Here is a 13798-nt window from a genome sequence, read left to right as displayed (position 1 = left end):
TCAGACCGGTGTCGCCGCGTCCTTGGCCGGGCTGCCCGCAGCGCGGACCGTGGTTCCGGGCCGGCTCCTGGGCAGCAGTACCGCCGTCACGGACGCCAGAGCGAACGCCGCGGCGTCGATCCACAGGGCGGGCCGCAGGCCGTCGACGAACTGCCCGGCAGAGTGGTAGCCGCCGTAGGCCGAGAAGGCGGCGCCGGCCACCGATACGCCGAGTACGCCTCCGATGTTGCGCAGAGATGTGCTGGCGCCCGAGGCGATGCCCTGCTGTTCGGCGCCCACGCTGCTCATGACCACGTTGGCAACGGGCGCCAGGAACAAGGACATACCGAGCCCGCACAGGATGAAGGGCGGCACCTGGGCGGCGTAGGAAAGACCGGGCGCCGTGACGGCCGCGTACCAGCCCATGCCCAGCGCCTGGAGCGCCGACCCGAAGACGAGGATGCCACGGCTGCCCATACGGTCCGAAAGCGCGCCCGCGAGCGGTGTGACGGCGATGGGCAGAGCCGTCCACGGCAGCATGCGCACGCCGGCCTCCACCGGCGAATAGCCTTGCACGCCCTGGAGGAACTGGGTGAGCAGGAACACGGCGCCGAACAGACCGAAGAAGTTCAGCAGGCCGATGGCGTTGACCACGCTGAAGGCGCGGCTACGGAACAGCGGCATGGGCAGCATCGGGGACGGAGTGCGCAGTTCCCAGCGTACGAAGCCGGCGAGCAGCACCGCCCCGCCGGTGAATCCGGCGAGGATGCCTCCGCTGGTCCAGCCGGCGCTCTCCCCGCGCACGAGGGAGAGCACCAGGCCGAAGACGCCGGAGGTGGCGAGCAGGGTGCCCGGCACATCGAGCCGCCGGGCGGTGCCGTGGCTCTCGGTCAGCCGCAGGCGGGACAGGGGCAGGAGGAGAAGGCCGACAGGAACGTTCAGCCAGAAGATCCATTGCCAGGAGAGCCGGTCGATCACCGCACCACCGATGACCGGCCCGAGGGCGATGGCGCTGCCGTTCACACCGCCCCAGATTCCGAAGGCCATCCCCCTGCGCTCGGCCGGTACGGCGACCGTGAGCAAGGTGAGTGTGAGCGGAAGCAGCACCGCCGCGCCCATGCCTTGGGCGGCCCGCGCCGCGATGAGAGCCGGGAGGCCGTGGGCGAGGGCCGCGGCGGCGGATGCCGCGGTGAATGTGGCCAGTCCGATGATGAACAGCCTGCGTCTGCCGAACAGTTCACCCAGCGTCGAACCCGTCATCAGCAGGGCCGCGAAGGAGAGGGTGTAGGCGTTGACGGTCCAGGTGAGGTCCTCGATGCCTCCGCCCAGGTCGTCGCGAATGGAGGGCAGGGCGGTGGTGACGATGAGATTGTCCAGGCCGATCATGAAACCGGCCGCGCTGGTGATCGTCAGAGCCCATAGAGCCTGGGAGCGGCTGGATGCGTCGGGGGTCACTTCGGTTCGTCCTTACTGCTTGAACGGGGCTGCCGGCCGCGTCGGTCCCTCGTTGATGTCCTGCGGGGCGCGCGTGATGAAGGCGAGGCGCATGGAGGCCCGCAGCGGGGTGCCCGCGAAGAAGGGGGCGCCTGGCACGCAGGTGACGTTCCTGTGCAGGGTGTGCGGCGCGAACGCTTCGGTGTCCCATCCGTCGGGGAGGTGGGCCCAGAGGGACATGCCGCCGTCCGGCACGCTCCATGTGCTGCCCGGGGGCAGCGCGTCCGGCAGGCAGTCCAGCATGGCCGTCGGACGTGTGCGGTACGCCTGACGCGCGGCGTGACCGGTGGTGGTCTCCGCCGCGGCCGGCGTCACGGCGAGCAGCAGGCCGCCGTGCCGGTACCTGCCCTGCATCCATCGCTGGGTGCGCTTCAGGCGCCGTGCACGCTGATGTGATTGTGATTCAGCAGGCCGATCTGGTTGTGGTTGCAGCCGATGGGCCCTGCTCGGAGGCGGCGACCGCCTCGATGTACGCGGCTTCAGCTCGCCGGTCGTCGCGGGCGCTGCGTCGGTGGGACGCTCGACGACGATCTCGTTGTGGTTGTGCGATCCGGACTTCATGGAAGGCTCCCTTCCTCGGCTGCCTCAGTGACCGCCGCTGTGCGGTCACAGCGACGCTAGGGGCCGCGCCCGGGGAGCCGGTTGAGCAGGCGTTGCTCAATCTGTGCGGGAGGAGAATTCGGCCGACCCCGGCCAATTGCCCGGTTCTCGTCCTCACCGGCCGGCGGCCGCTGCGTCGTCCGGGCGAGCCAGCAGTACGAACCCGCCGCCGAGGGGGTATCGGGCGGCGAGGGGGCGACCCGTACCAGCAACCCGCTTCAGTGTGCGTCCCGCAGCTGGAGAGCGTATGTCGCGGTCAGCGCAACGACACGGTCTTCGTCGTGTGCCAGATCCGCGAGGGCACGGGATGCCAGGGTCCCCGAGATGTCCGCGAGGGCCTGAGTCAGCCGACGGCGTGCGGGCGGTCCAACGGCGTCATGGGCAAGGCGGTCCGCGAGCCCAGTGGCGATGTGATCCGCCAGCGCGGGATCGCTCGCCAGCGTGCTGAGTGCGTCGGCCGCGTCGGCGTCGTTCCTCTCCTCGACGATCATGTCGATGAGAGTCGGGACCGCGTCGGCCGTTCCACGTGCCCCGAGCGCCAGAGCGGCATACCCGCGCACCACGATGTCGGGATTCGTGAGGGCGTTCTGCAGCAGGGCGGTCGCCTCACCGTCCGGAATCTCGGCGATGGACTGGACGGCACGTTTCCGCACTTCGGCCGTGAGCGAGCCGAGGCCCTCCGCCAGTAGTGCCAGCCCCTCCTGTCCCGATTGCGCCAGAGCCCAGCGAAGGGCGCCGGCGACATTCGGCTCGGACTCGCTCAGCACAGCCTCGACCAGTGCTTCCACCGGCACGGGAACTTCCGCGACCGCAGACAGCGCCGCGCGCTGCCGTGCCCCCGCGCTCATCGACCCCAACGCCTGGAGGAGCGCGACGATCTGGAGGACGTCCTCCCAGGCGGCGGGTTTCGCGGCATCGATCCGACGGAGTCGTGTGAGCAGCTCCGTCTCCGCTGCGATGCGGTCTCGCGTCTGGCGGATGAGGTCGTCGACGAGCTCGGCGGGCGCGAAGTCAGGATCATCGAGCGCGCGCCCAATGTCGCGCAGCGACAGCCCCAACGACCGCAGGCTCTCGATGTGGAAGATTCGCCGGATGTTCTCGCTCGAGTACTCTCGATAGCCGGAGTCGGTACGGCCCGTGGGCCGCACCAGGCCGAGCGATTCGTAATGCCTGAGCATGCGGGCGCTGACCCCGGACCGTCGCGCGACATCACCGATCAACACTGCCTATCGCCTCTCCTGGCCGGGCCCGCCGAGGACAGCGACGCGCTTCGCCTCCTCGATCGCGAACTCGAATCCTGCATCCGGGTCGCGCCACAGCCGTTCCGTGGCGACCGCGTGCGCGCGGACGCGAGGATCCGGATCCATCGCCGCGGCACCGAGTGCCGGCAGCATCACCTCCCCGAGCGCGACCAGCGCCCGGCTGAGGCTCAGCTGCGTCTCGCGTTCGCCGCGCCCGAGCTGCGTCGCCAACACTACGGCCAGCTCGCGCTCCTCGCCTTCGGGTACGAGTGCGACTGCTGCCCGCCAGGCGCTCCGGGCCACCTCGTCGTCGGCGTCGGACAGCAGCGCCGGTGTGATCGCCGGCCACGCTCGCCGATCCCCGATCTTGGACAGCGTGTGCAGCGCCTGGCTTCGTGCCTGCGCACAATCCGAGCGGACTTCGTCGAGAAGCAGCGGGATCGTCATCGATGTCGCGTGGCGGGTGAGAGCCCATGTCAGCATTTCGCGCACATAGAACTCGGGCTCGATCGCGCATCGCTTGATCAGCTCGCCGATGACCCCCGCGTCCGGGGTCATGCCGAAAGCCAGCGCTGCCTGCAGCCGAACCGACGAGGATTGGCTCTCCAGGGCCTGGAAAGCTCGCATCGCGTTCGTGTCCTTTTTCGTCGTGATCATGAAGACCACCTCCCTGGCCACAGTGAAGCCCTTGTCACGGTGTCAAGGTCAAGCGGAGCCAGTCCGACAGATGCCCAGCCATCCTCGAAGCCCGAATCCGGCGCTTGTCCCGTCATACGAGACGTGCGTGACGTCATGAGGCTTGGGGTGTGGTCGACGGCGTACAGGTGCAGGACCTTGTGGCCGACGAGCGCCAGCCTCGGGCAGCAGGGCGCCCGGGCCCGGCCGCCGACCGGGCCGGACAAACTCACACGCGCTCGCGACCTTCCAGAGACCTGGAGCGTGCTGATGGGCTGCCCCGGCGCGTTGGGACAGCCCATCTCACCGGGCCGACCGGGGGGCAGCCGGCCCGTGCTGATGGGCTTGTACCGGTGGAGGGACAGCCCATCTCATCGCGCCGGCGGAGGAGTCCGGCCCGTTGAGAAGTGAGTTCACTACGTCCTGGGACCGCGTTCTTGAGTAGTGAGTACCCAAATCCATGAATCGGCGATCCATACGCATGTGCCTCGGGGCCGCCGAAATAACCGCTGCCCGACCAGATTCTGTTGACGATCAAGCTCTTTCGGCACGTTCTCGAAAATGGTCGTCGGCAGTTCACTGACTCCACACCGACACGCTCGGGCAGGTTGAACCGGCACACGGGCCCTGCGGCCGGTGTTCCACCTCATGGTCCAGGTAGGTGACCTGGGCCAGCGCGACGCCTTCATGCGCGAGGACGCGGAAGGCCCTTATGCACTATGGCTTCGCACTAGGCGCCTGGGAATGCCATCCCTGGAAACACATCCTCGGAAGCTGCGGCCTGAGTAATCAATACTCTCGATCACCTGCGGCACGAGCGGCTTTTGTGACAGCGCCCGACCTCGTTGACTCGACAGGATTTCCATGACCGCCGCCGATCAAATCGCTGCCTGGGCCATCCTCGGGTCACTCGCACTGTTCCTCTCGCTGGTGACCGCGATGGTTCTTCGCGGCGTCGTCCAAGAGGCGGTCAAAAAGCTGCGCGACAGGAGCGATCGCCCCTGACATCCCCGGGCTCTCGTGCCGAGTCACGTCAGGTTCGGAAGAGGGATTGCCGCTGGCGGCACAGCGGCACCGGGCACCGGCGCGGGAAGTTCGAAGACGCACCCGCCGAGCTGCGGAGATTCGGTGTTGTCGGCGGTGCACACCACCAAGCGTTCCAGCCCTGCGCCACGGAAACAGACACTCGACACGAAAGTCGACGGCACCGGGATCAGTTCGGCGGTGTCCCCATTGGGCAGCACCCGGGCCACGGCGCCGCCCGATCCGAGGGCCACCATCACCGCACCTTCCGCGTCGACCGCCAGCCCGTCGGCCTGCCCGCTCGGGCTCCGCCACCAGGGCGTGAGCTCCTGCCCTTCCCCGGCGGACCACCGGGCACGCAGTACGGTACCCGTGGCGAAGTCGCTCAGGTAGAGCCACTCCCCCGCCACGGCCAGGCCGTTGGGCCAGATCACCTCGCCGGGCCTGTCGTTCACGGTCCCCGCGACATCGACCACGCGCAGGCCGCCAGGAGCCGCCGGCTCGCCGCGGAAGGGCCGGTAACGGAGCATCCCGGCCAGCAACTGCCCCTCAGGGCCCACACCGAGATCATTGAAACCCGTGATCTGAGGGTCCGTGAGGACCTCCACACAGCCTTCCGTGCCGGCCGGAGGGTCCCAGTCCGTGGCGACAACGGTCCGGCCCGAAGCCAGCAGGGCACCCGAGGCGTGAACCACCAGTCCGCCGATGCCCTTACGGCCCGCGAGCAGTTGCCGCTCGCCGCCGCCCGGGAGAAGCACACGGACCCCTCCGGCCAACGCGTCCGCCACGCACAGGGCTCCCGACCCGTGCACGACCGGGCCCTCGGCGAGCTCGAAACCCGATGCCAGCAGAATGGGCTTATTCGTCATCAGTGTGCCTTCCCGGACGGGCTCGGCGCCCTCGTGCGGAGATAACGGGATGCGACGGCGATCGAGAGCATCCCGGTCAAGATGAAAATCGGCAGTGATCATTACCGTTTCCGGGTGCCCGTCCTCCAAAGTCTGGACGGCACACCCGCCCCCGCGCCGGAGGCCGCCACCGCCTCGGTCAACGTCACCGGTTGACCCGCCACCGACGGATCCGGTGACGGCGACACCGAGGTGAGCGTCGGAGCCCGGTTCACCTCCAGGTCGCCCGTGGCGGATGCTCTGCCAAGACTGGAAAATGATCTTCGTGGTCGCGCCTGCACCGGCGCGACCACGGAGATCACTCATCCGCTAGGTGTTCTGTCTCGGGAGGTTGTGGACGGTGACAGGGCTCACGGCTGAGCGATCTTGAAATGGGTGAGGGCCTTCTGGCCTGGTGTGGATTGCGACATCTGCACCAGCAACAGAAAGGCCCTCGTGCCCCACCGTAATGCACCCCTGACCGAGACCGGACGTCTTCGTTTGGCCCGCTGCGTGGCCGAGGACAACTGGCCCCTCAGAGCAGCCGCGGAACGCTTCCAGGTCTCGCCGGCCACGGCCCAGCGCTGGGCCGACCGCTACCGGCAGTTCGGCGAGGCCGGGATGTGCGACCGGTCCTCCCGCCCGCACGCCAGCCCGCGCCGGACCCCGACCCGCACCGAGCGCCGGATCATCAAGGTCCGGCTCCTGCGCCGCTGGGGACCGGCCCGCATCGCACACCTGCTGCGGCTGGTGCCCTCGACCGTGCACCGCGTGCTGACCCGTTACGGCCTGGCCCGCCTCGCCCACCTGGACCGGGCCACCGGCCATGTCATACGCCGCTATGAACGCGACAGGCCCGGCGAGCTGGTGCATGTCGACATCAAGAAGCTCGGCAACATCCCTGACGGCGGCGGCCACAAGGTCCTCGGCCGGGCCGCAGGCCGCAAGACCCGATCCGGCGCCGGCTACAGCTACCTGCACACCGCCGTCGACGACCACTCCCGCCTGGCCTACAGCGAGATCCTCACCGACGAGAAGAAGGAGACCGCCACCGGCTTCTGGCAACGGGCCCACGCCTTCTTCACCGAGTACGGGATCACGGTCGAGCGGGTGCTGACCGACAACGGCTCCTGCTACCGCTCACGCAACTGGCGAGATGCGCTGGCAGCGGCCGGGATCGCCCACAAGCGCACCCGGCCCTACCGGCCCCAGACCAACGGCAAGGTCGAACGCTTCAACCGCACCCTGCTCGACGAGTGGGCCTACGCCCGTCCCTACCGCACGGAGACCGAACGACGCGACGCGTTCCCCGGCTGGCTGCACACCTACAATCACCACCGCGGACACACCGCGCTGAAGGGCCAACCACCCGCCAGCCGCGTCCCCAACCTCACGGGTCAATACAGCTAGGGCTTTGCGGGGGCCGGAGGGTTGTACTCCCAGTGCCAGGGTTCCTTGTCGTAGGGATAGAACCCGTAGCTCTCGGCGTTCTCCACCATCCACTTGTAGGCTTCGGTCTCGCGCTGCTTGGCGGCGTTCTCCTTGACCGTGGCGCTCCCCATGTCCAGGTCGAGTGCGCGACCGGACTGGTGGGCGCTGGAGCCAGGAGGAGCCACCCACTGGCGGGCGACCTTCTCGGATCCGTACTTCTTCAGCGCCTCGTCGAACAGGGCCTTCTGGGCGGCGTACGAGCGGTACCCGGAGACGGGCTTGAGCAGGTTCTGCCCGATGCCCGCCTTGCGAGCCGCAGCGATGAGTCTGCCCAGAGCGTTGGCCGCGGCCTCGTGCATCTGTACCCCTTCGAACGTGACCACGTCACTCGGATCGGGGTCCCGCTTGTCCTTGATCCGACCGCCTCCGGGGGACTCCAGGGCCGGAAGTGCCTCTGCGGAAGGCTCGCTGGGTGTGAGCCCGGTGGCAGGCTCGCCGGTCTGCCCCACGCATCCGAGCAGGCATGGCTCCGTGTGCCCGTTGCCGTCGGAGCCGGGGACTGTGGCGCCGGCCGCCGTCGGGGCGCCGCTTCCCCAGCCCGGCTGCTCCAGCACTCCGTTGCTGACCAGCTGCAGCACGGTCATGGCCGCGTTTCCACCGGGTGTGTCGTCACCACAGCCGGGCGGCGGTCCGGGATCCTCGCCGATGAAGGCGTAGACGCACGGGCCGAGTCCGCTCGGGTCCGTGTGGTTGAGCGGGCTGTTGCCGACATAGCTGTAGGGATTCCATGTCTGGCTGTTGAGAGGGTTGCTGATCAACGGGTCCGCACTGAGGAAGCGCTTCATGATGGTGTCGTACAGCCGGCCGTTCATGTTGATGATGCCGCCGGCGTCGTGCTCGTGGCCGGTGAAGCCGCGGGGCATGGCGCTGTTCGCCGTCTTGGTGCGGTCCCCGTCCGGTGCGACGCGCTCGCCGAACGGGTCGTAGTAGGTGCGGCTCAGGGTCTTGCCCTCGTCGGTGAGCGTCTGAACGGTGCTGCCCAGGGCGTCCTCCACGTGGTAGAGCACACGCGACTTGGGTGTACTGGCGGGGTCGTAGACGATGTCGGCGCCGAGCCCGTCGATACCGGGAACGCGGAAGATGTGTTCGACCTGGCTGCCTCGCTGGTGGCGCTCGTAGAAGCCCTTCAGGTAGAGCACGGCCTCATCGGGACCGGTCTTCTTCACACGTGCTCCGAAGGCGTCGTACTGAAAGGTCTGCTTGACCCCGTCGATGGTGCTGGTGTCGGGGAGGTCGAAGTCCGTGTAGTCCAGAGTCCGATGCTCCGAGGTCGTCTGCCGGCCGTGCTCGTCGTAGGTGAAGTCGGTGTGGGTGCCTGTGACGAGGTCGTCCAGCCCGGTGAGGGTGTGGGGCTGGCCGCCGTCCGGTTTGCCGTAGGTGCGATGCTCGGAAGGGGTGCCGCGGCTGATGTCGGTGAGGTTGCCGGAGTCGCTGTAGCTATACGTGACATCGGACAGGCGGGGTTCGGGGTCCGCCGTACCCGCGCTGCCGACGCCCCAAGTGGTCAGGCGGTCCAGTGAGTCGTAGCCGAAGCTCTCCCGCCGCTGCACCGAGCCGTCCTTGGTGGTGCGGGTGCGCACCAGTCCGTTGTCCCAGTACGTGTAACCGATCTCGCTGCGCTTGTCGGTGTCCTTGGACACGGTGGTGGACACAAGGCTTCCGGAGTCCGGGGCGAAGTCCTGGTCGAGTGTGAGTCCGCTGGTGCCGATTTGTCCGTGGGTCAGGGCCAGGTCGGCGTTGCGTGCGGTTGCGTGCCACAGTCTGCCCAGCGACTCGGCGCCGGAGGCGTCGGAAACAGTGGTGGTGTAACCCCAGGCGTTGTAGCCGTACTTCAGGCGCAGTCGGTCACGGCCCGGCACCTGAGGGTAGGTGATGGTGTTGATGCGGCCGTGGCTGTCGTAGTCACGGTCGAGGCTGTACGTGGTGGTCTTCTCCTTGAGGTCCATCCCTGAGAGCCGGCCGAGGCTGTCATAGCGGTAGCTGAGGGCGATTCCGTCCGGGCTGTCGGCGCGGGCGAGTTGGCCCAGACCGTTGGCGGCGGTGTCCCAGGTGAAGGTGCGATTGCCTTCAGGAGTGCTGACTTGCGTGGTGCGGCCGAGGTCGTCGTAGGTGTAGCTGTTCATACCTCCGGGAACGGTGGTGTCCCGGACTTCGCCGAAGCCGTTGTAGTGGGTTACGGTCGTCCCGCGGTCCGGTTCCGTCGAGCCGCTGCGGCGCCCGAGGGTGTCGTACGTGAAGTCAGTCGTGACGCCCTCCGGGTCTTCGACCCGCTTGACCAGGTCGAAGGGGGCGTATGTGTAGCGCATGGTGATCTCCTTGTCGGCAGCTGCCGGTCGCTGGAGCATGCGGCTGGTGGAGATGACCCGGCCGTCCGCGTCGACGCTGACCTTGTTCCGATGGCCTTCCTGATCGGTGGTGATCTTCTCCGTCATGGACGGGTACTCGGACCGGATGTGCTTGCCTCCGGGCAGTGTGGTGTCCAGGAGCCGGCCCAGCCCGTCGTAGTCGTACCGTGTCCACCCGCCTGTACCTGGCTCGCGGGCCGGGCGGGATTCAGTGACCAGTCGACCGAGTCGGTCATAGACCGCTTCAACGGCAATGGCCGTCCCGTCGAAGCCGGTGGAGCTTCGGCGCACGATGGCGCCGGCCGGGTCGCTGTCCACCACGGTGATCTGGCCCGAGCCGGGTACTGCCGGGTCGGCACCCGTCGTGGAGACCGTTCTCGTGCCGACGGCGCCTGCGGGATTGGTGCGGGGCTCGTAGCGGAAGGTGGAGGTCTCCCCGCCGTCCGTGGTCTGGCTCAGTACACGCCCGAATCCGTCGTAGGAGGCTGAGTTCTGAGCACCGTTGACGTCCATCGAGGCGATGGGCGCGCCAAGTCCGGGATGGGTGACCAACCAGACGGACGGGCTGTGCGCGCTGTCGGTGTGTTCGGACCAGAACTGGCTGGGATAGATGTGCTCGTCGGGGGCTCCTGGGTAGGGGGCGTCGAACTCCACGTGGGAGGTTCGGTCCGGCTCGCCTTCGGCGCTGAGGACGACAGTGCTGATGTTGCCGTAGTCGTCATGGTGGTACGTACGGGTGCTGCGTACCCCGGCATCCTTGTTGTCCCTCTCGACCTCGACCTGGTCCAGCTGGCCGAAGTCGTTGTGGCTGAAGTGCAGGCGCCGCGTGAGGGTGGTCTCGGCTCCCGTGCCGGGTTCGTCACGTGTCTGGGACTGGTCCCGGACGAGCCCGATCAGCCAGGGGCCGGTCCGGTTTTCGTAGGTCGTGGTCAGCGTCCTGGTGACACCGTCTCGACGGGCGTCGACCGACTCCTTCACATTTCCGAAGTCGTCGTAGGTCGCGCTGCTGTGCAGGTGTCTGGCGTTGCCGGGCACGCTGCCGATCGCCCAGAGGTGGGTCTTCCCAGAGTTCGCGGCCGAGAAGTCCTCGTCCCACGTGAGATTGACGCTCTCCTCCCACTCGTCCACGTCGCTGGTGGTGTCCAGCAGGGCCACTGTGCGCCCTTCGTTGAGTCGGCGAAGCTCCCGGGACGGGACACTGAGGGTGACACGGGCGTTCGCGTGAGCGGGCCTGGCGGAGAGCTGTTCACCATTGAGGAGGGGGATCACCTGCCGCACGCTGACAGGCACTGACCCGCGCAGATAGTGCCGTCGGCACGGATCGCACGCACCCGTCTCGGCCACGTCACCGCGACCCGGGTCGTACGTGGTGGTCGTCTCCATCGGTGTGGAGGGGTCCCAGACCGTGACCCGCGTGAACCCCAGGAAGCCTCGTCCTCGCATGTGTGCGACGGGTTTGTCGTAGGCGTAGTGGACGGTGCGCTCCAGGCCATGCGCCTCAGCGGTGACGGACCTCACCACTGTCAGACCGTCACGGACGCATCTCAATGGGTACGTGCAGCTGCTGTCGGCGTCACCAGCCGGGTCCGCCGACCATTCGTTGGAGTAGCTCACCCGCTCTGCCCGGAAGGCCGAGTCCTCGTCCGTGAAACCCGTGATCCGGTCGGAGGTGGAGGCGTTCTGCTCGGCCACCTTGATGGTGCCGTCCGCGGTGATGAAGACGACGTCCGTCCTTCCGTCGCCGTTGAAGTCGCCGAGCCGTGCCAGGGTCGTGTCCAATGCGGTATCCAGGAAGAGCCGGCCCGAGACGTGCTCGCTGGTGTGGAAGGATCCGTCGCCCTCGGCGACGCTGATCTCCATGCGGCCCAGGGAATTGTTCAGATCGATCAAGTCCGCCAGACCGTCGTTGTTGAGGTCGGCCGCGACTCCATCGCGTGCGCGCACACCTGCCGAGGTGAGACCCGCGGCGACCGTGACGCCATTGCCCGTGTTCCACAGCATCCGGCCGTTCAGAATGCTGTCGGCCAGGCCGTCCCCGTTGAAGTCGCCCTGCCCGGAACCCCACTCGGTCCCGTTGGGCGCGGTGAGCAGAAAGGAGTAGGCGTCGGTGCCTGCGCTGTTGTCATGGTTCGACAGACGTGTGGTGCCGCGCGCGATGCCCACGGCGTAGGTCTCGCCGGCTTTGCATCGTCCCTCGCCCGGTGCGGCGTAGTCCTTGCGCTGCACCAGCAGGTCTGCCCGGCCGTCTCCGTCCAGGTCTCCGACAGCAGCGCGGCAGCCGGCACGAACGCCTCCGGTGGGCACTGCGGCCTCCAGAGCCTCTGCCAGGGATGCGCCGGGCCTGCTGTAGCGCACCGCGTAAGTGCCGAAGTCGATGTCATGAGTGGACGGCGTGTAGCCGTTGAAGCGGCCTTCGGCCAGGTCGAGCAGGCCGTCGCCGTTGAAGTCGGCCCACTCCGCCGGAGCGCAGGCGAAGCGCCCGCCCGAGATGACCCCGCAGGTATTCTCTGCGGACTGCACACCGGTTTCCTCGAAGGTCCCCGTCGTGTCGTTCCACTTGAACAGGCGGTTGCGGTCCCTTGCCGTGCCGGGGCCCCACACCTCGGACCTTCCGTCCCCGTTGACGTCGACCGGCCGTACCAGAGCAGGGTTGGGTGCACTGTTCGTCACCCTGCGGCTGAGAGGCTGTGCGGTGCCGTCAGCGCGGCGGGTACCGAGACGGACTTCGTTGTCGTGGACCACGGTACCGCCCTGGTTCAGAGCTATGTCGTCCAGGCCGTCCCCGTTGAGGTCCGCGACCATGAGCGAGGCGGCTGTCGCCCTGTCGCCCCCGGACTGGGCCGGGGGCGAGGCCGTGCCGATCGTCTTGTTGGTGAAGGTGGGTTGGCGCGTGGTGAGGCTCCAGTCGACGTTCTTCTTCCACAGGCAGCCGCCGGCTCCCGCGCACTGCTCGATCGAGGTCAGCAGTGACCTGTCCTCCGCTCCCGGCGGCCCGTAGGAGAGCACGTACTTGCTCACCATTTGCTGATTGACCGGGTTGGGAGCGTAGGACTCTATTGCCGATACACGCTTGGACAGCCTGATCTTCACACCGCTCGTCCACGAGAAGCGTGGATCCGGCCGTGCCTCGGTTCGAATCCTGACGTATCTCCGTCCCGGCTCATCTCCATGGGCGGTGTAGGTGATGCGGTCCGGGACGATCTCCAGCGCTCCTTGCGACACCGTGTTGGTGTACTCGAAGTGCATGCTGTTGCCGGCCCGGTCCCGTTCCTCGTCGATGAGCCACATGACGCGCGGGGTTCCCGCCGGCTCGGAGAGGTTGCCGATGACGGGAGTGGCGTCCTTGGTCCAGGTGACCTTGGACTGCGTCCGCGGCGCGGTAACCGGCGTGTACGTCCGGATCCTGCCGTTCTTCAACCTCACTTCGAAGTCCGACGGACCCCCGCTCCCCGCCGACGTGGCAGTCACCTTGGCGAAGGTGTCGTTCTCCGTGCGGTACTCCACCTCGTCCCCGTCCGTCTCGACCGGGACCAGCTTCATGCCGTCGAGGCAGAACGCGTCCTCGGTGTCGTAGCCGACGCCCGCGACAGCGCCCTCCGACGCCAGTGCCCTGCCGCACCGCGTGATGGAGGAGAACCCGGACAAGGACCAGCCCTTGCCGACGAGTCCGTCGGTTCGGCTGCCGCTGGAGTACTGCAGAGCCACGTCCGGTTGTATGCCTGCCCGGCCGTCGGGGCTCCACAGCGGAGCGCTGATGCGGTAGTTGCCGTAGCGGTCCACGCTCGACGAGAGGGGAAGATAGCCGTGGGAGGCCGCGGCGGACACGGGATCAGCCGGAAGGTTGAACGTCTTCGGCAGGCCCGGGGCGGGGAAGTCCGCACCGCTGGACATCCAGGCAAGCGGAAGCAGTCCGCCCGCTGCGATGGCGCCAACCAGCGTCAGCACTACGGGACGCCGGTATGTGCGTCTTCTGTGTCTTACCATCGTCTCCCTTTTCCTCTTGACGGCGTCCGGGAAGCGAAACGATCGATGCGTCATTGAGGAGAGAACCCGAACGCCGCAG

The 13798-nt window shown here is 67.8% G+C and carries 8 protein-coding genes; 2 read left to right on the top strand and 6 right to left on the bottom strand.

The annotated features are described in order from the left end of the window. The 4 genes from ACFY2L_RS13490 to ACFY2L_RS13475 form a co-directional block, all read right to left on the bottom strand. A complete protein-coding gene (locus ACFY2L_RS13490) occupies positions 1 to 1434 on the bottom strand; it encodes an MFS transporter (protein WP_390822365.1) in 1434 nt (477 codons plus the stop codon). 12 nt (positions 1435 to 1446) lie between these two features. After that, positions 1447 to 1827 carry a hypothetical protein gene (locus ACFY2L_RS13485; RefSeq protein ID WP_390822363.1) on the bottom strand — a complete coding sequence of 127 codons (381 nt, stop codon included), beginning with the start codon at positions 1825 to 1827 and terminating at the stop codon, positions 1447 to 1449. Between the two features lie 464 nt (positions 1828 to 2291). Further along, positions 2292 to 3296, bottom strand: a complete 1005-nt coding sequence (locus ACFY2L_RS13480) for a MerR family transcriptional regulator (protein WP_390822361.1) — start codon at positions 3294 to 3296, stop codon at positions 2292 to 2294. 3 nt (positions 3297 to 3299) lie between these two features. Continuing rightward, a complete protein-coding gene (locus tag ACFY2L_RS13475) occupies positions 3300 to 3971 on the bottom strand; it encodes a HEAT repeat domain-containing protein (RefSeq protein WP_390822360.1) in 672 nt (223 codons plus the stop codon). Between the two features lie 882 nt (positions 3972 to 4853). Between ACFY2L_RS13475 and ACFY2L_RS13470 the strand changes: the two genes are divergently transcribed. Then, complete coding sequence (locus ACFY2L_RS13470; protein ID WP_390822359.1) at positions 4854 to 4994, top strand: hypothetical protein; 141 nt, start codon at positions 4854 to 4856, stop codon at positions 4992 to 4994. Positions 4995 to 5017: 23 nt separating this feature from the next. Here ACFY2L_RS13470 and ACFY2L_RS13465 read toward each other — a convergent pair whose 3' ends face one another. Next, entirely contained in the window at positions 5018 to 5983 is a 966-nt protein-coding gene (locus ACFY2L_RS13465) for an SMP-30/gluconolactonase/LRE family protein (protein WP_390822358.1), read from the bottom strand. A gap of 372 nt (positions 5984 to 6355) precedes the next feature. Between ACFY2L_RS13465 and ACFY2L_RS13460 the strand changes: the two genes are divergently transcribed. Beyond that, positions 6356 to 7309 (top strand): IS481 family transposase, encoded by a 954-nt coding sequence (locus ACFY2L_RS13460; protein ID WP_390822357.1) that lies wholly within the window; start codon positions 6356 to 6358, stop codon positions 7307 to 7309. Here ACFY2L_RS13460 and ACFY2L_RS13455 read toward each other — a convergent pair. Beyond that, positions 7306 to 13626, bottom strand: a complete 6321-nt coding sequence (locus ACFY2L_RS13455) for an FG-GAP-like repeat-containing protein (RefSeq protein WP_390822356.1) — start codon at positions 13624 to 13626, stop codon at positions 7306 to 7308. The two genes, ACFY2L_RS13460 and ACFY2L_RS13455, sit on opposite strands and share 4 nt — an antisense overlap. Between the last annotated feature and the right edge of the window lie 172 nt (positions 13627 to 13798).

This window comes from Streptomyces sp. NPDC001381 (genome assembly GCF_042895685.1).
GTDB lineage: Bacteria > Actinomycetota > Actinomycetes > Streptomycetales > Streptomycetaceae > Streptomyces.
The sequence above is the reverse complement of the archived record's forward strand: the minus strand, read 5'-3'. Positions and strand labels throughout refer to the sequence as shown.